At 71.8% G+C, this 23,050-nt stretch carries 17 protein-coding genes; 10 read left to right on the forward strand and 7 right to left on the reverse strand.

Annotated features, from left to right (window positions below):
- The first annotated feature begins 303 nt into the window (after positions 1-303).
- The 3 genes from ACSU6M_RS00640 to ACSU6M_RS00650 all read left to right on the forward strand — a co-directional run bounded on the left by ACSU6M_RS00640 (position 304) and on the right by ACSU6M_RS00650 (position 2,727).
- A complete protein-coding gene (locus ACSU6M_RS00640; protein WP_437066053.1) occupies positions 304-1,119 on the forward strand; it encodes an SAM-dependent methyltransferase in 816 nt (271 codons plus the stop codon).
- Between the two features lie 97 nt (positions 1,120-1,216).
- Positions 1,217-1,711 carry a GNAT family N-acetyltransferase gene (locus tag ACSU6M_RS00645; protein ID WP_437066054.1) on the forward strand — a complete coding sequence of 165 codons (495 nt, stop codon included), beginning with the start codon at positions 1,217-1,219 and terminating at the stop codon, positions 1,709-1,711.
- Between the two features lie 194 nt (positions 1,712-1,905).
- Positions 1,906-2,727 carry a serine peptidase gene (locus ACSU6M_RS00650; RefSeq protein ID WP_437066055.1) on the forward strand — a complete coding sequence of 274 codons (822 nt, stop codon included), beginning with the start codon at positions 1,906-1,908 and terminating at the stop codon, positions 2,725-2,727.
- 69 nt (positions 2,728-2,796) lie between these two features.
- On the opposite strand, the gene ACSU6M_RS00655 is transcribed toward ACSU6M_RS00650, so the two are convergent.
- From ACSU6M_RS00655 to ACSU6M_RS00675, 5 genes are all read right to left on the reverse strand, one after another.
- A complete protein-coding gene (locus tag ACSU6M_RS00655) occupies positions 2,797-7,173 on the reverse strand; it encodes an AAA family ATPase (RefSeq protein WP_437066056.1) in 4,377 nt (1,458 codons plus the stop codon).
- 62 nt (positions 7,174-7,235) lie between these two features.
- Positions 7,236-10,136: an SAV_2336 N-terminal domain-related protein gene (locus tag ACSU6M_RS00660; protein WP_437066057.1), complete on the reverse strand. Its 2,901-nt coding sequence runs from the start codon at positions 10,134-10,136 to the stop codon at positions 7,236-7,238.
- 7 nt (positions 10,137-10,143) lie between these two features.
- Positions 10,144-11,115, reverse strand: coding sequence for an AAA family ATPase (locus ACSU6M_RS00665; RefSeq protein WP_437066058.1), 972 nt, complete (start codon positions 11,113-11,115; stop codon positions 10,144-10,146).
- A gap of 30 nt (positions 11,116-11,145) precedes the next feature.
- Positions 11,146-12,564 carry an effector-associated domain 2-containing protein gene (locus ACSU6M_RS00670; protein WP_437066059.1) on the reverse strand — a complete coding sequence of 473 codons (1,419 nt, stop codon included), beginning with the start codon at positions 12,562-12,564 and terminating at the stop codon, positions 11,146-11,148.
- Between the two features lie 289 nt (positions 12,565-12,853).
- A complete protein-coding gene (locus ACSU6M_RS00675) occupies positions 12,854-13,030 on the reverse strand; it encodes a hypothetical protein (protein ID WP_437066061.1) in 177 nt (58 codons plus the stop codon).
- Positions 13,031-13,195: 165 nt separating this feature from the next.
- Between ACSU6M_RS00675 and ACSU6M_RS00680 the strand changes: the two genes are divergently transcribed.
- Positions 13,196-14,041 (forward strand): hypothetical protein, encoded by an 846-nt coding sequence (locus ACSU6M_RS00680; RefSeq protein ID WP_437066062.1) that lies wholly within the window; start codon positions 13,196-13,198, stop codon positions 14,039-14,041.
- A gap of 80 nt (positions 14,042-14,121) precedes the next feature.
- Here the strand turns inward: ACSU6M_RS00680 and ACSU6M_RS00685 are convergent, their stop codons facing one another.
- Positions 14,122-14,721 (reverse strand): alpha/beta fold hydrolase, encoded by a 600-nt coding sequence (locus ACSU6M_RS00685; RefSeq protein WP_437074944.1) that lies wholly within the window; start codon positions 14,719-14,721, stop codon positions 14,122-14,124.
- Positions 14,722-14,911: 190 nt separating this feature from the next.
- Between ACSU6M_RS00685 and ACSU6M_RS00690 the strand changes: the two genes are divergently transcribed.
- The 4 genes from ACSU6M_RS00690 to ACSU6M_RS00705 all read left to right on the forward strand — a co-directional run bounded on the left by ACSU6M_RS00690 (position 14,912) and on the right by ACSU6M_RS00705 (position 17,302).
- Positions 14,912-15,292, forward strand: a complete 381-nt coding sequence (locus tag ACSU6M_RS00690; protein WP_437066063.1) for a nuclear transport factor 2 family protein — start codon at positions 14,912-14,914, stop codon at positions 15,290-15,292.
- Between the two features lie 111 nt (positions 15,293-15,403).
- The gene (locus ACSU6M_RS00695; protein ID WP_437066064.1) at positions 15,404-15,643 is read left to right on the forward strand and encodes a hypothetical protein; all 240 of its coding nucleotides are present in this window, start codon (positions 15,404-15,406) and stop codon (positions 15,641-15,643) included.
- Between the two features lie 114 nt (positions 15,644-15,757).
- Complete coding sequence (locus ACSU6M_RS00700) at positions 15,758-16,846, forward strand: helix-turn-helix domain-containing protein (protein ID WP_437066065.1); 1,089 nt, start codon at positions 15,758-15,760, stop codon at positions 16,844-16,846.
- A gap of 33 nt (positions 16,847-16,879) precedes the next feature.
- Positions 16,880-17,302, forward strand: a complete 423-nt coding sequence (locus tag ACSU6M_RS00705) for a peptidase inhibitor family I36 protein (protein ID WP_437066066.1) — start codon at positions 16,880-16,882, stop codon at positions 17,300-17,302.
- Between the two features lie 237 nt (positions 17,303-17,539).
- Here the strand turns inward: ACSU6M_RS00705 and ACSU6M_RS00710 are convergent, their stop codons facing one another.
- The gene (locus ACSU6M_RS00710; protein WP_437074946.1) at positions 17,540-18,967 is read right to left on the reverse strand and encodes a non-reducing end alpha-L-arabinofuranosidase family hydrolase; all 1,428 of its coding nucleotides are present in this window, start codon (positions 18,965-18,967) and stop codon (positions 17,540-17,542) included.
- A gap of 1,027 nt (positions 18,968-19,994) precedes the next feature.
- Between ACSU6M_RS00710 and ACSU6M_RS00715 the strand changes: the two genes are divergently transcribed.
- Together ACSU6M_RS00715 and ACSU6M_RS00720 are read left to right on the forward strand one after the other, a co-directional pair.
- Complete coding sequence (locus ACSU6M_RS00715; RefSeq protein WP_437066068.1) at positions 19,995-21,425, forward strand: endo-1,4-beta-xylanase; 1,431 nt, start codon at positions 19,995-19,997, stop codon at positions 21,423-21,425.
- Positions 21,426-21,525: 100 nt separating this feature from the next.
- Complete coding sequence (locus ACSU6M_RS00720; protein WP_437074947.1) at positions 21,526-22,824, forward strand: RICIN domain-containing protein; 1,299 nt, start codon at positions 21,526-21,528, stop codon at positions 22,822-22,824.
- Positions 22,825-23,050 lie beyond the last annotated feature (226 nt).

Raw genomic sequence — 23,050 nt, forward strand, 5'->3', positions numbered from 1 at the left:
CCAGCCAGAACACCACCTGCGTCACGGGCGTCCGATACAGCATCAGGAAGCTCTGACCGAAGGCCCCCGGCACCAGTACGCCGGCGGGACCCGAAGACCTCCGGTGTGGTGAAGCCCAGATCCCACCACCACACCGGAGGTCTCCCCGTGATCAAGCCCCCGTGCGTCGGCGACGCGTGCGGGCCGCACGCCCTGGACGGCGCCGGGACGCGCCGGAAAGGGGAACTGAGTTACGGAGAACGGGAGTCGGGCCATAGGTTGTGCGCAGGACTCCTCGTATCGGCTGAAAGACAGGCAGTGCACATGACCGACCACGCGACCACGCCCGGACCGGCGGCGCAGCAGAAGATCGACGCATCGGTGCCGCACTCGGCCCGTATCTGGAACTACTGGCTCGGCGGGAAGGACAACTACCCCGTCGACGAGCAGGCCGGCGACGCGTACACCGCCGTCTTCCCCGGCATCGTGACCATCGCCCGCAGCAGTCGTGCCTTTCTGCGCCGCACCATCACGTACTTGGTGGCCGAGGCGGGCATCCGCCAGTTCCTCGACGTCGGAACCGGCCTGCCGACCGCCGACAACACCCACGAGGTCGCCCAGCGGATCGCGCCGGAGTCCCGGATCGTGTACGTCGACAACGATCCGATGGTCCTGGCACACGCCCGTGCCCTGCTCTACTCCACGCCGGAGGGACGCACCGCCTATGTCGACTCGGACGTCCACACGCCGGAGCGCATCCTGGCGGCTGCCGCCGACACGCTGGACTTCAGCCGGCCGACGGCCTTGATCCTCAGCAACATCCTGGGGCATGTCGCGGACCACGACCAGGCGCACTCGATCGTCACCCGCCTGATGGAAGCACTGCCGTCCGGCAGCTACCTCTCCATCAACGACGGTTCCAGGGGCATCGACCCTGTCTTCGAGCAGGCCCAGGACGCGTACAACGAGAGCGGCGCCGTGCCGTACAACCTGCGCACGGTCGACGAGATCACGGCGTTCTTCGACGGTCTGGAACTCCTGGAGCCCGGCGTCGTCTCGGTCCCCCACTGGCGACCCGACCCCGCCGCCCCGGCCGCGGAGGTCATCGCCGAGCACGGCGGCCTCGCCCGCAAGCCCTGACGTCACGCCGTGACGGACCGCGGTGGGGACCCCGGCGAGCGGCCGCCCCGGCGAAAAATCGGCTGGCATCGGCGCACGATCCGGGTACGGTCGGGCGATGCCCGAGCTGAAGCGGCTGCACGCCGACCACGCACCAGCGGTCCTGGCCTTCGAACTGGCGAACCGCGCCTACTTCGCGGCCTCGATCCCCGACCGCGGCGACGACTTCTTCGAGGAGTTCACCGACCACCACAACGCCGCGCTGGCCGAACAGGAGGACGGCGTCTGCGCCTTCTACGTGCTCCTCGCCGAGGACGGCTCGATACACGGCAGGTTCAACCTGTACGACCTCGAGGACGGCACCGCCAGACTCGGCTACCGGGTCGCGCGGCAGGTCGCCGGCCGCGGCGTGGCGACCGCCACCGTCGAGGAGCTGTGCCGGCTGGCGGCAGCGCGGCACGGGCTCCACACCCTGCGTGCGGCCACCTCCCACGACAACGTCGCGTCCCAGAAGGTGCTGACCAAGGCCGGTTTCACCCCGGTCGGCCCGGCCGCCCCGGCCGATCTCGGCGGCAGGCCGGGCACCTGGTACCAGCGCGACCTTCGGCCGTAGACCTCACCCTGGTCCGCGTCGCCGGGTCAGGGGGGCGGAGTCCTTCCCGTGGCATGGGGGATCCCTCACCGGGGGGCTGGCCAACTCACCTCTGCGTAAGAGGCGTTGGCGTCGAAGATTGCCAACGTCGCTCGCGTCGCGGTCGTTTGGCGTAGCGTGCCGCCTAGTCGGTTGCTCGGCCTGCGGGAGGTACCGTGATCGTCGGAGTCCATGGCATCCGCTGCTACAGGTACCTCGCCGAGGCCGGCACCGTGGAAGGGGCAGCCGAGGCCCTGGCCGCGGAGTGGGCCGCGGCGCTCGGGATGCCGCTGAGCACCGCGTACTACGCCCCTCTGCTGCACCTGGGAGCCCATCAAGGCACTGCGGACGCGCCGGAACTGCTGCCGCCCGGCGCGCAGCGGATGCTGACGGACTGGGTGTCCGCACTCGGTGCTCCGGCCGAGGTGACGATGGGCCCCGGCACCCTGCCCGTGCGGCAGGCCGCGTCCTGGCTCGCGGAGCGCTTCGGAGAGGTGGCGCGGAAGGTCGCGATCGTGTTCTGCCGCGAAGCCGACACCTACGTCACCGACCGCGACTCGCCGCGCCGCGCGGCGGCCCGTGACGAGGTGCTGCGCGTGCTGCACGGAACCCGGCCCAGGGCGGTCGTGGCCCACTCGCTGGGCTCGGTCGTCGCCTACGAGGCCCTGTGGCACCGGCCCGTCGCACTCGATCTGCTGGTCACCCTGGGCTCCCCGCTGGGGATGCCGCACGTCGTCTTCGAGCGGCTGGCCCTGGGCGAGGGCAACGAGGAGCGAAAGGGCGAGCGGCCGCCGGGAGTGCGGCGTTGGGTCAATGTCGCCGACGTCGGTGACATCGTCGCCATCCCGCGCGATCTGCCGAGCCGCTTTCCCGGCATCGACGACCATCACGAGGTGTCCCTCGGGCTGGTCGCGTCCCACAAGGCGACGCGCTATCTGGCCCGGCCGGAGGTCGTGGACGCACTCGCTCCGCTGCTGGCCGCACCCGACGGCGCGTGAGGGCCGGCCGGTCCGGGCTGCCGTGACGGGCGGCCGGGCGACTCCGCTCGAGCCGTCGCCGTGTCCGGCTCACCCACCGCCCTCGGACGTCCGGCGCAGGACGACCACCTCCCACTCGCAGCCCAGCACGAGCTGATCACCCGTCAGCAGTAGGGCGGCGACCGTACCCGGCACGCCGATGCTGTCCAGCGGCCTGCCGGAGAAGAGGTCCCAGACATGGACCGCGCAGTCGTCCGCGGCCACCACCACCGCGCGGCCCCCGACCGCGCCGCACGCCACGGCATTGACGCCGGCCGTCACACTCAGCGGCGGTGTCAGCGGTGAGCCGTCGCCCAGGTCCCACACCTGGACGGTGCCGTCCTGTCCCCCCGTCACGGCGACGGCCCTCTCCTCCAACGCCGCACAGGCCAGAGCGGTGACCCACCCGTCGTGCGCCTTGACCGGTGCGCGTGCGGGCAGGCCGGTCTCCAGGTCCCACAGGCGCAGTGTGCCGTCGTCGCCGCAGGACACCCCGGTGATCCGGTCCCTCACCTCGACGCAGGCGACCGCGTTGACCCCGCCGGCGTGTCCGGCGAGCGGCAGCCCGCGCTGCAGACCCGATTCCGTGTCCCAGCACCGGATCAGGCCGTCCGCTCCCCCGGACAACAGCACCGGCCGGGTGTCCAGCGCGGCGGCAGCCAGCGCGTGCACGGCCCCCGTGCCGGCGTCCAGGGCCGTACCGTAAGGGGTTCCGTCGGTGAGGTCCCAGCGCCGGATGTGGCCGTCGGCGCCCGCGGACACGAGCAGCGGCCGACTGCCGACGGTCGTGGCGGCCAGGGCGTGGATCGGTCCCGCCGCGGTGTTCGTGGGGGTACCCCGAGGAGTGCCGTCGGCCATCCGCCAGCGGCGGATGTGTCCGTCCGCGCCCGCCGAGACGAGCAGGGCGCCGTGGCCGGATTCGACGGCGGCCAGGGCGTTGACCCAGGACGTGTGGCCGACGCGCCCGGCCGGGTGCTGTCGGTGCCACGGCATGTGCCACAGCCGCAGCACCGGATCGGCGCCGGCCGATACGAAGACCGAGGACTCGGGGCCGGTGTCCGCGAGGGCGGTGACCGCTCCCATGTGGCCGATGAACCGGTTGTCCGGCGTCAGTTCGCGGGCCTCCCCGTCGGGGTCCCAGCTGCGGATCGTGCCGTCGCTGCCTCCGCTGAGGATCCGGGTCCCCTCGTGCCCGGCGACGCGGGCCAGGGCGTACACGGGTCCGTCGTGCGGCACCTGGGACGCGGCGGTCAGCTCATGGGTACGCGCGTTCCACATCCGCAGGTGACCGTCGTCCCCCGCCGTGACGATCTGCGGCGTGCCGCGCGCCTCCAGGCCGAGGAGGGCGTTGACCCGCGGCGGGTGGAGGGCTTTCACGGCTGCCTCCTCGTCGCCGAGGAGGGACCAGAAGCGGATCGTGCCGCGCTCGTCCGTGAGGACGGCGTAGTCGTGGCCCGGCCCGTCGCCCTGCGCGACCAGCTCGGCGAGCTGGGCAGCGTGCGGCACGTCCAGCTCGGCGCCGGGCAGTTCGCCGCGCAGGTCCCACAGCATCAGCCGACCGGACTCGTCACAGGTCAGGGCCATTCGGCGGCGCACGACGTCGGCACAGGAGATCGTGCGCACCGTCTCGGTGTGCCCGACGGCCGGCCACCGCAGCTCGGTCAGGTCCGGCAATCGCCACATCCTGAGCTCACCGCCGGTTCCCGCGCTCAGCAGGACCGGTTCCTCGTCCACCTCGGTGCACACCAGTGCGTGGATCTCGCCCGTCCGCGGGTTGGCCGTCGCCAATTGACGCCCGCTGCGGGTGTCCCACACCCGTACTTTTCCGTTCCTGGCGCCGGTGACCACCAGCGGCGTTCCGTCGACGGTGGTGCCCGCCAGTGCGGTGACGCGGTCGTCGGGCACCTGGAGGGTGAAGGCGTGGGCATCGCTGATCCGGCTTCCGGTGGCCCAGGACGGCCGCCACGCCATGACCGGGCCGGAGCCCGCCGGCGGCTCGGCGAGCCGGTCGGCGAGGGTGGCTGCTTCGTGCCGTACCGCGTCCAGGGACAGGATGTGGCGTCGCTGGCCGGGCTCGGTCCTGCGGTGCACATGGGCGCTGGTGCGGTAGACGGACGCGGCGGTACGGGCGGTGTCCGCCCTCGCGTGCCGCAGCTCGGGCACCAGCCAGTCGGGGTCGGCGTGCACGAGGAACTCCGGCTCCGTGCACAGCTCGTCGAACCGGCCGGCGTCGACGGCGTGCTGGGCCAGATGGCGGCGCAGATAGCCGTGGAGGTCGGCCCAGCGGAGGTGGCCGTCCACGTCGCGCAGCGAGTCCACCAGAGCCTCGTACACCTGGACCAGCGGATCGCCGGTGCCGTCGGCGTCGCCCGGCATCGGGCGCTGGCGCAGTTCGTCCGCGACGCTCTGGTGCAGCAGCCGGTACAGCCGCGTGCCGTCGCGGTCGGGCGAGGAGCGCAGGAACGGCCGTACGTCGTCGAGCAGCTGACCGACCGCGGTGGGCCCGGCCGCGACCCCGTCGGCGGCGAAGGCGCGGGCGACCGCCGCGACCGTCTCCACGGGCATGCCGTCACCCTGGGCGAAGGCGAGCGCCGCCAGCACCGGGCGCAGCAGCTGGTGGGCGTGGTCACGGGCGAAGCTGAGGTCGAGCAGGGCGGTGAGGGTGAGCGGGACGCCTGCGCCGAGCTCCCGTGCCGTCGCCGGATCGGTGAGCGAGGGACGGATGTCGTCCTGGAGCACGTACGAGGTGTAGAGCGCCGCCATGAGGTACGGGCCCGAGGCACGGGCCAGCACAGGGGCGGCGGCATCGGCGAACTCGGCCGACGGTGCCGGGGCGCCGGCCCCGGCCTGTGACGCCGGTGGTGCGGCGGCCAGCAGCTTGCCGATGTACTCGCGCAGGTGCTGCTCCAGGCCGACGGGATCCGCCTGGTCGAGGTCGACGAGGTCGCCCGACTCCCGTGCGCGGGCGACGAGCCCCGCGAAGGGCTCCTCGTCGCGGGTGCCCAGCAGAAGTCGGCACAGGGGGCTTCCGTCGGGCCGGCGGGCGGCGCCCAGCGGCTGGAGGAGGAGGCGGGCGGCCTCCTGCGGGTCGCGCATCTCGTCGAGGGCGTCCACGACCATGACCGGCGGTGGTCCGGCCATCCGGCTCAGGGCGTCGGACAGGCGCGGCACCGTCCAGCCCTGCGGCTCGTCGGCGCCGGATCCGCCCTCGCCGAGCCCGAGCTGGCCAGCGAGCGAGCCGACGATCTCGCGGACCGTGCGCCGCCGGGCGTGGACGGCGGCCACCGGGACGGTCACCCGGACCTCGCGCAGGGGCTCCCACAGGGCCCGGGTGCGGGGACGCAGCGCGGGGTGTGCGGCGCAGACCAGGACGCCGAGCAGCGCCGACTTGCCGACGCCCGGGCTGCCGGTGACCACGTACACCGGGGACGCGTGGTCGTCCGCCAGCCAGTCGGACAGCCGGGCCGCTTCCGTCGAACGGCCGGTGAACAGTCCTTTCGCGCCGTCGTCCCGCGGCAGCAGCGGGAAGCCGGAGCCGGCCTGCGCGTGCCGTTGGAAGTGGGCGAGGTCGGCGATCTCGTCGAGGAACGAGCCGACCTCACCGCCCAGTTCGGCGGTGAGGTCACTGCGGACGCGGTTGAGCGGGCTCGCGTCGTAGCAGGGGTTGGGGAGGAAGGGCGGCTCGGCGGCCGTGTCCAGGGCGCTGGAGGTGACGCGCTGGCGCAGGCCGCCGTGGTGACCGGCGAGCTGGTCCACACGGTCGCGGACCTGGTCGCTGAACCAGGTGAAGTCGATGTACTGCCTGCTGCGGTCGTACTGGATCCGTTTGTGCGCGATGTCGGCGAGCACCTCGACGACGGCCTGGGTGAACCGTCCATCGACGGCGAGTTCCGCGCCGCCCGCCGCCGCCATCACCCACGCCCGGTTCGTGCCGTCCAGGGCCCGTAACTGCCAGTCGTGCCGGGCTGCCCGGCCGGCGTGGCACAGATCGAGCAGGAACAGGACGGTCGGGCGGTCGGGGAAGTCCTCGACGGCCGCGAGCCATCCGGCGACCGCGGTCTGGGGCAGGTGGCCGCTGTCCGAACCGAGGGCGTACAGCCCGGTGGTGCGCGGTACTCCGTGACTGAGCACATGCACGATCAGCACGTCGTCGGCGCCGGCGGCCGCGAGCATGTCGTGGAAGGCGGCGCCGAGTTCGGCGGCCGTCGGTCCGGGGCTCCGCCCCGTACCGGTGAGGGTGGTGCACTCGTAACCGAATGCCTCGTGCTCCAGGACCCGCCGCAGGGCGGCCACACGGTCCTGGGCGAACGGCAGCGGGTCGGGGCCCTCGCCCTCCAGCCCGTACTCCGGGTGGGGTGCGAAGCCCGTGACGCCGATGGTCAGGGCGCGGCGCACGAGCCTGCCGCCCGGTGCTTGCAGTGGTGTCACGGCGGCAGCCGGTGGTGGCCGGTCCGGCAGGGCGTTTCCGGGCGGCTCGTCCGCGGTGGCCGTCACCGTGTCCCCGGCTCGGGTGGGGCGGCTGTCTCGGACAGGAGTGCCTTGAGCAGGTCGTCGAGTTCGTCGACCGCCGGGTCGTCGTGGCCGGAGCGGTCCTCGAGCCGCCGCAGTGCGAGGGCGCCGAGGGCCCGGCATCCGGCGCTGTCGCCGCAGGCGTGCAGATGGCGCAGATGACGCTGGACGAGGTCCCTCATGTGCGGGTCGCGTTCGCCGAACACGCCGGCGGGTTCCAGGTGCGCGGTCAGCTCCGCGAAGCGCGGCCAGGACGACGGCTCGTCCGGGTCCTCGCCGCCGTACCGGTCGGCCATACGGGCGCGTACCGCCCTGCGTGCGACGGCGTCGTCGACATCGGTCATCCGGTCCCGGCAGGCGCGCCGCACCACGGGGTGGACGAAGACGATGCCGTCGTCCGTTTCCTGGGTGTGCAGCAGGCCGTGGCGGTCGAGGGCGGCGAGTGTCTCGTCCGCCACCGCGGCCGCACCCGGCGTGAGCAGTGCGACGGGCACGGGGCCGGGCGCCAGCACGCCGAGTCGGTGCAGCATGTCACGAGCCTGCGGGGTCGTGCGCAGAACGTGGTCCAGGGAGATGCCGCATGCCACGTCGGCGGCTGCCGGGCCGTCGGGGCCGGTGCGCGGCTCGCCGAGCCGTTCCAGGTAGGCGTCGGCCGACTCGCCCGTGACGGACAGGTAGGCGGCCGCGAGCTCCAGGGCGAGGGGCGAGTCGTCCAGCCGTTCCGCCAGGCGCCGGGCCTGGGAGGGGGTGAGCGCCGGCGCGTGACGGCGGGCGATCCTGATACCGGTGCCGCGGCCCGGTGCGGGCAGACGGTGCACCGTGTACCCCTCGGGCCAGTCGTGGGAGGTCGACGTGATCAGTACCTGGCCGCGTCCCGCGGGGAGTTCGGGCAGCTGGTCCGCGGACATGGCGCCGTCGAGCACCAGCAGCCACACCGTGCCGCAGCCCGCCCGGGCCCGCTGCGCCACGGTGTCGGCGAGCCGGGCCAGGTCGCGGCCTCCGACGGCCGGCGTCCCGGCTGTCAGCCACACCACGACGTCGCTCTCGCCGCCGTGTGTGTGCACGTACTCCAGGGCCGCCGCCGTCGCTCCCGCCCCCTCCGGACCGACCAGCACCTGGGGGGACGGCCCGTTCGACGTCAGAGCCGTGTGCAGGTCCTTCACCAGCGCCTCCCGCCCGAACGCCCGCGCGGGCCGGGCCGGGTGCCGGCCGATGACCTGCGGTGCGGTGAGCGGCAGGGCGCGCTGGGGCGCGTCCGTGGGGGCGTAGGCGCTCTCCAGCCGCTGGGCCACGGCCGTGTACACGCCGAGCAGGCGCAGGAGCCGGGCGCTGGCCCGGGCGAAGGGCGGATGCTGCGCGAGCCCGGCCACGGCCAGGTCGTCCCCGTCCAGCACCGCCTGGAAGTCGACGGTGGCGCCGTGGTGTTCGGCTATGTAGTCCGTCATGAGTTGCAGCAGGCGCCGCGCGGTGTGCAGGTTGAGTCCGGGCATCATCAGCTCGCGCACGCCCGGGCGGAACTCGAACCGGACGTCGTCGCCTCGTGCCCCGTCGAAGTCCTCGGCCCGCATGAGCAGTCCGCCGACCATGACCTCTGCCAGCTGGGCGGGCTGCGGATCGGGGATCATCACCTGGTGCACCATGCGCATCACGGGCTGGCTGAGGGGTACGGCGGTGAGATACATGGCCAGCCTCCACGCGGCGGGGCTGGCGAAGGCCCTGAACCCGTTGACGAGTTCGGCGGCGGACGGTTCCGGCCGGGCGTCGGCCGCGGGCCGGCCGGCCGGTGCCGCGTCGTCGACGAGGATGGCCAGGGCGTCGAGTTCACGGGACTCCCCGCTGGTCAGCGAGGCCCAGGGGCCGAGGGAGCGCGGGTCGAGCATCAGCAGGGGCACCGGCATGCCGGCGACTTTCTGCCCGCAGCCGCGCGGGGACGTCGCCACCAGGCGCGCGTTGGCGGTGCCCGCCTGCGGTGCGAGCAACCGTACGTGCTGCACGGTCGGCCGGGTGCGTTCCCACAGTCGGCGCGGCAGCGGCTGCACGACGGCGACCGGACCGCTGCGGCCCCACAGGCGCAGCAGTTGGGTGAGGGTTCCGTCCGACCACGCGGGCCCGATGCAGTCGGAGACCACGAGCACGATCCGACGTCCGGTCGGGTCGACGAGCTCGCCCGGACTGCGGTCCTCGGGCAAGGACGACGAGGTGGGCATTCCCCGGCGCAGCACGACTCCGCGCGAGCGGGACTCCTCCGACAGCAGCGTCCAGTCCTGCACCGTCCGGAAGGTGCCGACGGTCTGCAGCACGGCTCGGAACTCCTGGACGGAGCGGTCCCACACCCGCATGGACACGCTGTCCTCGACCACCAGGGCCACATCGAGCCACCGGGTCGGCGCGGGCCGCAGCACAGGCAGCCGGAACCCGGTCGCGGCAGCGCGGTCCACGGTGGCCTCCTCGTCCAACTCCCACTCCAGCCGCTCCCGGCCCCAGTGCCCGGCGGCGCGGGAGTGGCGGCCCAGCGGCCGCAGCGCCCTGCGCAGGGCGAGTTCGTGGGGCAGCGCGGGAGGCGTCGGCACGCGGACCGCGATCCCGCCCGCGCTTCCGTCGCGGCCCGGCAAGGTCAGCCCGTGGTGGCTGGTCGGGGACGGGCCGAAGCCGTCGCGGTACGGCTCCTCCGGGCCGGCACGTCCCCCGTGCGGCTCCGGTCCCGCCACGGCCTGCGGCGGCGGGCCCAGGGGCGGCGGAGGCCGGCCGTCGGGGGGCGCGGGCGCACCGCCGTCCGCACCGGACGCGGGCGGCGCGAGCTGGCGGGCCAGCCATAGGGCGTCCGCCAGGTCCTGCCAGCTCGGCTCGTCCGCGAGGAGCCTGGAGATGAAATCGCCGGTCATCCAAGCCTCAGTCCAGCCGCCTCAGCACAGTACGCAGCACGGCGTCCCTCTCGTGCTCGTCGCGCGGCAACACGTCGTGTCCGTCGCGCACGAGAAGGTACACGGCGTTCAGCAACTGATCGGTGGACAGCGCTTCTCGTGACTGGCGCTCGACGAACCGCTCGATCAGCCCCATCCCCTCCACCACCGCGGTCCGCCCGAGGTGCGCCTCGACGATGCGCAGCAACTGGTCGCCCGTGGGCCGCGGCAGGTCCAGGCGCAGACAGCGCCGCAGGAAGGCGGGCGGAAACTGGCGCTCGCCGTTGCTCGTCAGCACGGTGAACGGGAAGACACGGGCCCGGATCGAGCCGCGCCGGATCGGCGTGTGGCTTCCGTCGTAGTCGCGGACCTCCACGACCTCCTGGTTGTGCCGCACCAGTTCAGGGATCTCGAACTGGCCCTCCTCGAAGATGTTGAGCAGGTCGTTGGGCAGGTCCGTGTCGCCCTTGTCGATCTCGTCGATCAGCAGCACCCGCGGCACCCTGTGCGAGAGCAGGGCCGTGCCCAGCGGGCCCAGGCGGATGTACCGCCCCAGGTCCTCGGGGTGGTCTACGGCTTGCCCGCGGAGGTTCGTCTCCTGGAGACGGCCCAGCGCGTCGTAGGCGTACAGGCCGTCGCGCAGGGTGGAGCGGCTGGTGATCGGCCAGGTCAGCACCGGGCCGAGGCGCAGCTCGTGGGCGACGTGGTGGGCGAGGGTGGACTTGCCGGTGCCCGGTGCTCCGGTGACCAGCAGCGGGCGGCGCAGGTAGAGCGCGGCGTTGACCGCGTCCACGATCTCGGGAGTGGTCTGGTAGACGATTCCGCGCGGCCAGCCGCCGCCTTCGTGGCGTCCGGCTCCTTCCCAGTCCCGCCAGGGTGGAGGCACAGGCAGGCGGTCGATGTCGTCGTGCGGCTCACCGGTGCCCCGGTAGACGTGCCACGCGTGTGGTTGGGCTGTCACTCGTGTCTCCCGCTCCTCGCTCGTACGGCCTCACAGGGGAGACCGGAAATCCCCGCTGTCGACTGGTGAGTACTCCGGGTCGTCCCACAGCAGCGCCATCCGCGAGGTCACGAAGCTCTGCTGCCGGGCCTCCGCGGCGTCCCTGCGCCAGCGTCGGATACGATCCGGCAGCCGCGCAACTTCCTCCGGAGCGACGAGAGTTCGCGCCAGCCCGGCGAGGAACCGGTCGCTCTCCTCGTCCCCCCTGCGGTGCCACACCATCACCGGCACCCCGGCGTCCAGGGCCAGGTCGATCTCCGGTGGCACCGCGGCGCTGTGCTCGTGCCATGCCGATGTCCCGCCGACGAGGACGGTGAGGGCCGAGCGCAGGCGCAGGGCCAGCTCCTGCTCGTCACGGGCGGGCTCGTCGGCGTCCAGCAGCAGTGTGTTCCCGCCCCCGCGGTGGAACCACGCCCACTTCTCGTGCCACAGAGCGCGGACCTCGGGGTCGTGCTGCCGTTCCAGGTCGCGCAGCACCACGGGGTACAGCTCCCCGAGAGCAGCCTGGGCCCCGTCCGCGGGCCGCCGCACGGACCACGTCTCCACGGGCAGGTTCATCAGTTCCCTGGGCAGCATGAATTCGACGCGGCTGGGTCCGGCGTCGTCGTGGTCACGGGCCGCGGCCACGAAGTCGTCGACACGGGCGGATATCTGGTCGAGGCTCAGCGGGTCGTCCTCGTGGGTCAGCGGGACCCACCGGCTGGGGCCGTGGCCGAGCCACGCGGACAGCAGGTACTCGGACCGGGCCGGCAGGAAGGGCTGGATCCGCAGCGCCAGGACCAGCTGGCCGTCCTCACCGCCCAGGGGCTCGTCGACGGCGTCGTACACCCGTGTGACGGGGATCTGCAGCCTTGCGGCGACCTCGCCGGCCCAGCGCAGCACGGCCGACCGGTCCTCCGGTGCCGAGCGGTCACCGAGGGCGAGGACGAAGCGGATGAGGGGAGGGACGCTGCCCGGGGGCAGGACGAGGCCCTCCAGCAACTCGACCGCGTGGGGCAGATCGCGGGGGGACTCGGGCACGAGTGACGCGGTCAGCGCGAAGGCGCCGCGCCAGCTCCCGCTCTCCCACGGACGCAAGAACCCGCGCAGCACGTCCCGTTCCCGCCGGGTGAGCAAGGTCGCTACGTCCACCTGCGGCCAGAGTTCCGTGAAGCGGTCCACGTCGGGCGAGTCGCCGTGGAACTCCCGGAGCAGAGCGGCCAGCGTGGGCAGCACGTTCGGATGCCGGACGCAGTCGATCAGCAACGATCGGGCCTGCTGCTCCGGCTCGGTCCCCTCGGCGTTCGGCCGCTCCCCCGTCTCGTCGGCGAGCTCGTCGAGGATGACCGTCCGCGTCTGCTCGTCCCGGAAGCCGTCCAGCCGCAGGAGGACCGCGGCGAGCTCGTCCACCACGTCGTCACGGCGGTTCAAGCGCCCGCCAGGGCCGAACCGGCTGCCGACATATGACCTCCAGGAGGGTTGCGCGTGTGCGACCAGCGAGCCGAGTGCGCTGCCATCGTACGGAGTCGGCTGCGCCGCCAGCAGCCACTTCGAGGGAAGATTCGGCGGCGGCCGGTCCGGGGTCGGATTCGCCTGGCGCTGACCGCCGGCTTCGCGCGGTCGGAGCGGGCGGTGCGAAGGGGGGGCTGGGCGCCCGCGCCTGACACGGGCGGATGTCCGCCGCCGTCGCCGCGGCGCGGGCGCGGGCACCTCCTAGGGGTCAGTGCCCCAGCCAGCTCAGGACGGACACCGCGGTCTGGCACCCCGTCAGGGCTGCCATACCGGAAGGCGACGCCAGCCAGTTACCCATGTCACGGATCGCGGCCACCGCGGCTGTCCCGCGCGCGGCGATCACTGTGCTCACACGGGCCAGCTGTTCCTTGCGCGGCAACTTCATGTTCTTTGACCTCCTGCTGATCGAGGGGGTCACCGTGTCCCCCTCGTCCATCGTTGGAGAGGCCGCGGCCAAGGGGACGGCAAGTGATGCCGGTTGACGAAAGGGCCTTGGCAACGCAAAGCTGGCCTCGGTGAGTTGACACCAGTTGACAAGGGGGTTGGCCTCATGGCGAGGCGAACGGTGACCCTTCCCTCCGAGGAAGAACTTCCCGCCGGTCCACTGCGAGAGCTCACCGCGGCTCTCCACGAGCTGTACGTCGCCGCGGGCTGCCCGAGCCTGCGGGAGATCAGCGAGTCCATCGCCGAGAACGACGACGCTCCGACCACGGTGAGCCACGAACGCGTACGACAGGTCCTCGCCGGAAAAGGAGAGAACGCCAGTTGTGCGGTCGTCGTCGCCATAGCGATGGCTCTCGCCGGCAAGGCCCGCCCGGCCCGCGACGCGGACGCCGAGGCCGACCGCTTCTCAAGGCTCTGGCGCCTCGTTGCAGGCTACGAGCCCTGGCAGCCCTTCCGGCCGGACCCCGTCCCACAGAACCGCCCTGGCTCGCACCCGCACGGTGACAACCCCGTGCTGGACGCCTCGCTCCTCGCCAGTCGCTCGCCTCGGGACATCGCCCGGCAACTGTGCCAGGTCGGCGCCGAGGAGCCCGTGGAGGAGTTCCTCACGGTTTTCATCCGGCGGAGCGACGCCACGATGATCATCGAGCTGATCGGACAGCTGCGGATGGCGGGCCTGCACACGACGGCTGAGCGTCTCATCGACCTCTCGGCGCAGAACCTGCCGTTTCATGGTGTGGACGAACTGCTCTGGCGCTTCTACAAGGAAGACTGGCGCCGCCACCCGCTCTTGACGGCCATCGCTCGCCGTCGCACGCCCGGCGAGGTGTGTGACCTGTTGCGGCAGATGACCGAACGCCGACGCCCAGAGGCGGAAACCCTGAGGAACCTCTTCAGAGAGCTGAGGAGCGACGAGGACGACGCGGAGCTCGCACAACTACTGCAGGAGTAGCGGCCTGATGGTCCGGGCGAGCTCCTCCGGATGGTCGAACTGGGGCGTGTGCCAGCCGGGTGTCCGCAGCACGTCGACCCTCATGCGCTGGCCAGCCACGCGGCGACCTCGTGGAAGAAGGGTGGTGAGTTCTCGCTGACCAGGAGACGGGCAGGCGTGGTGATGCCGGCGAGCGCCTCATCGGCAGGGCGGTACGACTCGAACGTGCCGAGCTCCATGCCGACCAGGGTCTCGCCGTTCGACATCAGCCGGTCGCGCAGGCTCGTGGGCAGACGATCCCAGGTTGCGTCACCGTCCGCGAGGCGCAGGAAGCGGTCGACGGCTCCGGCGGGCCCGCCCTGTGCCATCCCCTCCTCGATGGCCGCCACGACGCCTGCCTGAGCCGCCGCCGGGTCGGCCACCACAGAGCCCATCGGAGGTTCGTGCAGCACGGCGGAGCGGACGACGCCGGGATGGCGGAGCAGCAGGTCGAGGGTGAAGATCGCCCCGTAGCTGTTGCCGTACACGGCGGCGGGAGCGAGCCCGAGCGCGGACAGGAGCGCCGCCGCGTCGTCGGCCTGCTCGGCCACCGATGTCGTCTCCCAGTCATCGGGACGCGGACTGCGCGAGGTGCCTCGCCGGTCGTAGGTGGGCACGGTGACGCGTCGGCGACACTGCTCGGCTTCCCCGGCTCTGCGGATGCTGCCGGCTCGCCCGGCGGGGCGGACCGGGCGCGGCGAACGGCGTCACCTGCGGGTGGGGCGCGTCGGGCGGCCGAACGGCCGTGGCCGGCACCGCGCGCCGGAAGGCGGACCTGCGCCCAGGCCACGCACGCGGCGGGGCGCGAGTGCCGCCCTCGCGAAGCCGGCCGCCCGATCCTAAGCTCCCCTCATGAGCGACCCCGAGAAGAACAAGGCCACGGCCAAGGCGTTCTACGACCTGATGTTCAACCAGTGCCGCCCCGCCGAGGCCGTCGAGCGCTACGTCGGCGACACCTACATCCAGCACAACCCGCACGTCGGCGACGGCAAGCAGGCGTTCATCGACTACTTCGAGCGTATGAAGGCCGAGTATCCCGGCAAGCGCGTCGAGTTCAAGCGGGCCTTCGCCGACGGTGACCACGTCGTCCTGCACTGCCACCAGATCTGGCCGGACGAGGAGTACGCGGGCATCGACATCTTCCGCTTCGACGACAACGGAAAGATCGTCGAACACTGGGACGTGCTCCAGGTCGTCCCGGCCACCTCCGAGAACGCCAACACCATGTTCTGACCAGCATCGACGTCAGGTTGCCGCGCCGGGCCACGCCCTGACGGGCCCGCGCTAGGTCGCGGGGTTCGTCAGCAAGGTCGCCTCCACGCCCGCGATCACGGCCCGCACTGGATGCTGCTCTCGGTCGGCACGGACCCGGTGCTGCCCGCGCTCGACCTCCCCCGGACACGGATCGCGGCCCATCACGCCTATGGCACGGGCGTGTATCTGATCCGCCCCGACGGCCATGTCGGCTGGGCGGGCGGGTCGGCCGAGGGACTGGCGGGGTACGCGCGCCGGGTCGGTCTCGCGGAGCGCGTCGGCGGGGAGACCGCGGGGGCCCGGATGGCGGGCTCCTCGGGGACAGGCTGACTCGATCCGCACGGGCAGCTGTCCCTCGTACCCGCTCCGCCCAGGCGGGAAGGCGACGTTGTCTGACCGGCGGTCGGCTTTCCGGCCGGGGCGCACGGCGGTGAGCATCGTGGAATGTCCATCATCCATGAGGCGGCGGGGCAGGGGGACGGCACGGACAGGCCGGTGATGTCCGTGAGCACGGACGGTGTGCCGGCGGCGGATCGGTTCGGCTGGTGGGCCGACATGGTCAGCGACGAGGTCATGCCCGTGACGATCCGCAGCGCGCACGCGGCACGCTTCAGGGGCGGTGTGGAGGCCGTGGGGATGCCGCACAGCCAGGTTGCCGCCTTCAGCTTCTCCCCGATGACGGCCCGGCGTTCACCCGTGCAGATCCGCCGCCGTGATCCGCAGGAGTACTTCCTGGTCCTGGTCCACGGGAGCCCCATCCGGTTGGAGCAGGCCCGTGGTGTGGCCTGCCTCGGGGCCGGCGACATGGCTCTGTTCTCCACTTCGGCGCCGCTCGTGTGTGACTTCCCCGACCAGGGCCGGCAGATTCGCCTGACCCTGCTGCGGCTGCCGCGCACGGCCCTGCCGCTGGCCGGTGGCCGGGCGGACCGGCTGCTGGCGGAGCCGCTTCACCGGGGCGGCGCGGGGTCGGCGGGGCTGCTCGGCTCGTACCTGCGCGGGCTGCCGGCGGCCGCCCGCACCTGCGGTCCGGCGGAGCTGGCCCGGCTCGGCCAGATCGGCGCCGATCTGGCCGCGACCGTACTGGCGGGACGGCTCGGGGCTGAGGAGACGCTGCCCGCGGAGACGCGCAAGGCCGTGCTGCACGCCCGGATCAGAAGCTTCATCGAGCACCACCTGGGCGATCCGGGACTGCACCCGGCGGCCATCGCCGCTCACCACCACATCTCCGTGCGCAGCCTGCACCTGCTGTTCCGGCGGGACCAGGAGACCGTGGGCGCCATGATCCGGCGGATGCGCCTGGAGCGCTGCCACGCGGACCTGGCCGACCCGGCGCTGGACCACCGCACCATCGCCGCGACGGCCGCCCGCTGGGGCTTCCGTGACCCGGCAGACTTCAGCCGCGCCTTCCGCAGGGCCTACGGAGTCTCGCCGAGCGAGGTACGGGCGCAGGCGCGGGCACAAGCGCGTGCGCTGGATGCCAAGGAAGTGTGCGCTCGGTCCCGACGACCGGCAGGCGGCAGCGGGCCACAGTGAACGCACGGCATTCCAGCGACTCCCGGAGGGGACATGCGCAAGAGGATCGCAGCACTCGCCGCGGCCACGGCTGCCGTCTTCGCGCTCGCCGCGCCGACGGCGGCGAGCGCCGAGGAGACCCGCGTCACCGAGGTGCCCGGCGTGGCGGGCCTGTACTGGCTCAGCGGCGGCGACTACGGCACCCGGGCCTGGTCCGAGTGCGGAAGCGGGTCGTGCTTCTTCCAGAACTCCAACGGCGGCGGCTGGCTGTGGGTGGTTCCCAGCTGCGGCCACCACGTCGTGCCCTCCTGGTTCCAGGACCGGGCGAGCTCGGCCTGGAACCGGACGTCCACCCCCATCCACCTCTACCGGCACAGCGACTACACCGGCTATCTGGGAACCGTCCCCGCCGGGTTCCAGGGCAACCTCGCGGCCGCGCACAACGACGTGCTCAGCTCCGTCTTCGCGGCCTGCTGACAGCCGGCACCCCGGCAGAGCCGGCCCTCGCCTCAACACACTGGTCCTGTCCCCCGGTCGGACGTGACAGGGGGACCCGCCAGGGGGGAACCAACGAGCCCGCTGCCCGGCGCTTTTGGCCCGGCAGCGGGCTCGTCGGGCGGCCGACAGGAACCCCGGCCGCCGCACGGCCGGGGTTCCTGGGGACCGCTTCACGGTCACGCGCATCGGGAGGTCAGCGCTGCAGGGTTCGGGAGGTCAGCGCTGCAGGGTGAGGACACCCGGCCGCCACGGCAGCCGGTTGTAGTCGCCGCCCGCGGTGGGGGACTTGCCCTGGTAGAGGAACTGCAGGTTGCAGGGGTCGATGGTCATGGTCTGGTCGGGGTTGTTGCGGACCAGGTCACCGTGGCTGATGTCGTTGGTCCAGGTGGCGCCGCTGTTGGCCTTGCCCGCGAAGGGGTTGGACTCGGTGGCGGCCTGCGGGGTCCACGTGCCGTTCAGGCTGGAGGCCGTGAAGGAGCGGAAGTAGCGCCCGTTCGCGCCCATCGCCTCGACGATCATCAGGTACTGGTTCTGGCCCTTGACCTTGTAGACCTGTACGCCCTCGAAGAGGTTGGCCTTGGTGTCGCTCATGATCGTCGTGTACGACGAGCCGAAGTTGCCCGGGAAGTTCCCGATCGGCATGCTCGCCCGGTAGATCTTGCCGTTGTCACCGGCGAAGAACAGGTACATGTTCTGGCCGTCGGCGATCAGGGTCTGGTCGATCGGTCCGGTGTCGGAGCCGGAGATGCTGCCGGTGAACAGCGGCTGCGGGGCGGACCAGCCGTTGGGGTTGGTCGGGTCGCTGGACGTGCGGTAGATGAAGGGCCACTGACCCCACTGGTACGCCAGCACCCATACGTTCTTGGGCGCGAAGTAGAACAGCGTGGGCGCCACCGCGGCCTGGTTCATGCCGGTCTGACCGGCCGACGCCATGTCCGACCAGTTCGTGAAGGGACTGAACATCATCGAGCCGTAGGACGTCCCCGAGAAGTTGGACGCGTAGACCAGGTGCTTGCCGTTGTGCGTCACGGTGGTGAAGTCCTTCACCGACGCCCACCCGTTGGCCGGCTGTGCCAGGACACCCGTCGACGTCCACCGGTACGTCGACGGCAGAGTGCACGTGCCGTCGGGCGGGGTCGGCGTCCCGGACAGGCCGGTCCACTTCTGGTTGCTGCCGCCGTTGCACGTCCAGATCTGCACCGCTGTGCCGTTGGCGGTACCGGCGCCCGCGGCCTCCAGGCAGAGACCCGACTGCACGCCGACGACCGTGCCGTCGGAGTTGACCCGCCACTGCTGGTTCGCGCCGCCGGAACAGGTCCAGATCTGCACCCGGGTACCGGGCGTGGTGGCGTGGCCCGGAACATCCAGGCACTTGTTGCCGTACACGGTGAGCTGGTTGCTGTCCGTCAGGGTCCACTGCTGGTTGGCGCCGCCCCAGCAGTCGTACAGCTGCAGAGACGCACCGTCGGTCTGGACGGCGCCCGTCACGTCGAGACACCGGTTCGAGCCGACACCGCGCAACGGGCCGGTGGAAGCCGCCTGAGCCGGAGTGGCGACGAGCATCGCCGCCAACGCGGCCAGGACCGCGACCGCGGCGGCGAGCACCGCGGACGGATGCCTGCGGCTGAAACTCCGTCTGTGCATGGTGGGCATGAGGACTTCCTCACCTCTGGGGTAGGTGTTCCGGACGGACTCGTCAGAGGTTGTCCGGACGGTCGGTGCAGTGCGCTGGTGTGCCGCGGCCTCTGAGCACGACGGCAGACCGCAGGGGACTTCGCGGTCGTGCGCGGCCTACGGGAAGACCGGTGGCGCCCGTCGCCTTCGGGGGGCATCGGCGCCGGGGTGGGGAATCTGACGACGCACAGAAAATGGTTGGCGGGTCCATGACATGCGCATACGCATACAGTGCGCCTCCTTGCGGCTCCGCGTCCGGGGAGCGTGAGGGAGCGAGTTCCCGTGTTCGCGATATCGAACGAAGGTCGGTTTATCGAGCAACCTGAATGATAGGGAGCCCCCGAGCCGCGTCAATACCTCTCGCATCGGTCGCCGAAGGCTCCGAAACATTCGGAGCGCAGTCTGGACCATTCCTAGATCACGCGAGGCAGTAACCCTTGCACGCCGACGCGCACAACCCCCACACAGAAGGCGATCCGACCCCCGCGCCGACGCCAGGTGAAACACTGGATCGGCGAAAGTTTCGAACTCGAAACAGAAAGTTTTTCTGGAGGAAGTATTGACGATGCATCACCAGCACCTCAATCATCCCTGTCTGAGAAACCGGCTCCGGGTCGATGGTTCGAACCGACATCGGTCCTGGGCGGTCCATGCCGCCCAGCCGGTCCACGCACACCCGCACGACACATCCGCGCACCAACGCACCTGCGCCACCCCCCTTCCGTTCCGGTGAGGTTCGCACCAGCGCATCCTGGCTCCTCCCCCAGGTGGAGAGGTACACGACGCCGCGTGACGGTCTCCCGGCTGAGCCGCGATGGAGCACCCGTGCCCGTGTCGAGACACCGCGCCCGCCCGTCGCGGCCCGTCCGTCCGCCTGTCCGCCGGCCCGTCCCTCTGTCCCGTCCGTCCGCCCGTGCGTCCGTCCGCGGAGCGGGAGCGCACAGCACAAGCCCCCGCACCTCAGTCCTTCCGTGATGTCTACCTTGGAGGCACAGTCATGGGCTCGTACGCCCTTCCCCGACCATCTGTCCGCCGGAAGATCGGCGGCCTGCTGCCGGCCCTGCTCGTCGGCGTCCTCGGTGCGACCGCCACACTGGCCGCACCGCCGCCCGCCCACGCCGCCGAGAGCACGCTCGGCGCCGCGGCAGCGCAGAGCGGCCGCTACTTCGGCACCGCCATCGCCTCCGGCAAGCTCGGCGACTCGGCGTACACGACGATCGCGAACCGTGAGTTCAACTCGGTGACGGCCGAGAACGAGATGAAGATCGACGCCACCGAGCCGCAGCGGGGCCAGTTCAACTTCACCGCCGCCGACCGCGTCTACAACTGGGCGGTGCAGAACGGCAAGCAGGTGCGCGGGCACACCCTGGCCTGGCACTCCCAGCAGCCCGCCTGGATGCAGGCCCTCAGCGGCAGCGCGCTGCGCCAGGCGATGATCGACCACATCAAGGGCGTGATGGCCCATTACAAGGGCAAGATCGTCCAGTGGGACGTGGTGAACGAGGCATTCGCCGACGGCAGTTCGGGCGCCCGGCGCGACTCCAACCTCCAGCGCACCGGCAACGACTGGATCGAGGTCGCCTTCCGCACCGCGCGCGCCGCCGACCCGGCCGCCAAGCTCTGCTACAACGACTACAACGTCGAGAACTGGACCTGGGCCAAGACGCAGGCCATGTACAACATGGTCAAGGACTTCAAGCAGCGCGGCGTGCCCATCGACTGCGTCGGCTTCCAGGCGCACTTCAACAGCGGCAGCCCCTACAACAGCAACTTCCGCACCACGCTGCAGAACTTCGCCGCCCTCGGCGTCGACGTGGCCGTCACCGAGCTCGACATCCAGGGCGCCCCGGCCTCGACCTACGCCGCCGTCACCAACGACTGCCTGGCCGTCCCGCGCTGCCTCGGCATCACCGTCTGGGGTGTGCGCGACACCGACTCCTGGCGGTCCGGGGACACGCCGCTGCTGTTCAACGGCGACGGCAGCAAGAAGCCCGCGTACACCGCTGTCCTCAACGCGCTCAACGGCGGCTCCACCACGCCTCCGACGGGCTCCGGACAGATCAAGGGAGTCGGTTCCGGCCGCTGCCTGGACGTGCCCAACGCCAGCACCAGCGACGGCACCCAGCTCCAGCTGTGGGACTGCCACAGCGGCACGAACCAGCAGTGGGCGGTCACCGACGCCGGCGAGCTCAGGGTCTACGGCAACAAGTGCCTGGACGCCGCCGGAACCGGCAACGGGGCCAGGGTCCAGATCTACAGCTGCTGGGGCGGCGACAACCAGAAGTGGCGCCTGGCCTCCGACGGGTCCATCGTCGGCGTCCAGTCCGGCCTCTGCCTCGACGCCGTCGGAGCCGGCACCGCCAACGGCACCCAGATCCAGCTCTACTCCTGCTCCGGCAGCAGCAACCAGCGCTGGACCCGCACCTGATGGGGTCTGACACCGACGAAAGGGTGAATCGATGACGGCTTCCCGAGCGGCTTCTTGCGCCCTGCCGGGAAGACATCGTTGGTTGTCCCGGGTCGCCGCCGTGGTGGCGGCGACCCTCGCCCTCGGCATGCTCGCCGTGCTGAAGCCGGCGCCCGCCGAGGCGGCGACCGTGGACACCAACGCCTGGTACGTCCTGGTGAATCGCAACAGCGGCAAGGCGCTCGACGTCTCCGGCGCGTCCACCGCCGACGGCGCGCGGGTCAACCAGTGGACGCGCAGCGACGGGGCCAACCAGCAATGGCAGTTCGTGGACTCCGGCGGCGGCTACTACCGCCTCAAGGCCCGGCACTCGGGCAAGGTTCTCGACGTGGCCGGGGCTTCCACCGCAGACGGTGCCGCGATCCAGCAGTGGGCCGATCACAACGGGGCCAACCAGCAGTTCCGCCTGGCGGACTCCGACGCGGGCCACGTCCGGCTGATCAACCGCGGCAGCGGCAAGGCGGTCGAGGTGCAGGGCGGCTCCACCGCCGACGGCGGCAACGTCGTCCAGTACAGCGACTGGGGCGGCGCCAACCAGCAGTGGCAGCTCACCAAGCTGTCGCCCGGTGCCGGCGGCTGCGGCAACGCCCCGGCACTGACGAGCGGTACGCACACGATCCAGAGCGGAGGCAAGAGCCGCAGCTTCATCCTCAGGGTCCCCGCCAACTACGACAACACCCACCGCTACCGGCTGATCTTCGCGTTCCACTGGCGGGGCGGAACCGCCACCGACGTCGCCTCGGGCGGCACGAGCGGGAGCGCCTGGTCCTACTACGGCCAGCAGGAACAGTCGAACAACACCGCGATCCTCGTCGCCCCCCAGGGCCTCGGCAACGGCTGGGCCAACTCCGGCGGTGAGGACGTCACCTTCGTCGACGACATGATCCGGCACATCGAGAGCGGCCTCTGCGTCAACCCGACACAGCGTTTCGCCACCGGCTTCAGCTGGGGCGGCGGCATGAGCTACGCCCTCGCCTGCAGCCGGGCCAACGTCTTCCGGGCCGTCGCGGTCATCGCCGGCGCGCAGATCAGCGGGTGCAGCGGCGGCACCCAGCCCATCGCCTACTTCGGGATCCACGGCATCAGCGACTCCGTGCTGAGCATCTCCCAAGGAAGGTCGCTGCGCGACAAGTTCGTCAGCAACAACGGCTGCACCCCGCAGAGTCCGCGCGAGCCCGCACCGGGCAGCCGAACGCACATCACCACCACGTACTCGGGGTGCCGTGCCGGATACCCGGTCCAGTGGGCGGCGTTCGACGGAGGCCACATACCCGGTCCGGTCGACGGCTCCCCCAACGAGAGCGGCGTCACCACCTGGACCAAGGCCGAGATCTGGAGGTTCTTCGCACAGTTCCAGTGACCCTGCCCGCACGAGGGCGTGGCGCCAGGACACTCCTGGCTCCACGCCCTCGACTGCTTTGGCGGAGGGAAGGACGCCGCCCCGCAGGCACCTTGGGCGTCGCCGTTCGGATGGCCCCGCCCCGGCAGCGGCACCCTCGGCGTTTCGGCCACCGCGGCTCGTAGCGCCGGCCTTGCACGGCAAGGGTCGGTGCATGGCACACGCTTTGCCGCGCGCTCCAGTACAA

Source organism: Streptomyces sp. enrichment culture (genome assembly GCF_964272895.1).
Classification (GTDB): domain Bacteria; phylum Actinomycetota; class Actinomycetes; order Streptomycetales; family Streptomycetaceae; genus Streptomyces.

What these genes read in the sequence shown, in the direction of transcription:
- ACSU6M_RS00660 (WP_437066057.1), bottom strand. Translation starts at nt 10,136, where the DNA reads ATGACCGGCGATTTCATCTCCAGGCTCCTCGCGGACGAGCCGAGCTGG.
- ACSU6M_RS00640 (WP_437066053.1), top strand. Translation starts at nt 304, where the DNA reads ATGACCGACCACGCGACCACGCCCGGACCGGCGGCGCAGCAGAAGATC.
- ACSU6M_RS00695 (WP_437066064.1), top strand. Translation starts at nt 15,404, where the DNA reads ATGCTGCTCTCGGTCGGCACGGACCCGGTGCTGCCCGCGCTCGACCTC.
- ACSU6M_RS00675 (WP_437066061.1), bottom strand. Translation starts at nt 13,030, where the DNA reads ATGAAGTTGCCGCGCAAGGAACAGCTGGCCCGTGTGAGCACAGTGATC.
- ACSU6M_RS00690 (WP_437066063.1), top strand. Translation starts at nt 14,912, where the DNA reads ATGAGCGACCCCGAGAAGAACAAGGCCACGGCCAAGGCGTTCTACGAC.
- ACSU6M_RS00710 (WP_437074946.1), bottom strand. Translation starts at nt 18,967, where the DNA reads ATGCACAGACGGAGTTTCAGCCGCAGGCATCCGTCCGCGGTGCTCGCC.
- ACSU6M_RS00700 (WP_437066065.1), top strand. Translation starts at nt 15,758, where the DNA reads ATGTCCATCATCCATGAGGCGGCGGGGCAGGGGGACGGCACGGACAGG.
- ACSU6M_RS00705 (WP_437066066.1), top strand. Translation starts at nt 16,880, where the DNA reads ATGCGCAAGAGGATCGCAGCACTCGCCGCGGCCACGGCTGCCGTCTTC.
- ACSU6M_RS00645 (WP_437066054.1), top strand. Translation starts at nt 1,217, where the DNA reads ATGCCCGAGCTGAAGCGGCTGCACGCCGACCACGCACCAGCGGTCCTG.
- ACSU6M_RS00680 (WP_437066062.1), top strand. Translation starts at nt 13,196, where the DNA reads ATGGCGAGGCGAACGGTGACCCTTCCCTCCGAGGAAGAACTTCCCGCC.
- ACSU6M_RS00715 (WP_437066068.1), top strand. Translation starts at nt 19,995, where the DNA reads ATGGGCTCGTACGCCCTTCCCCGACCATCTGTCCGCCGGAAGATCGGC.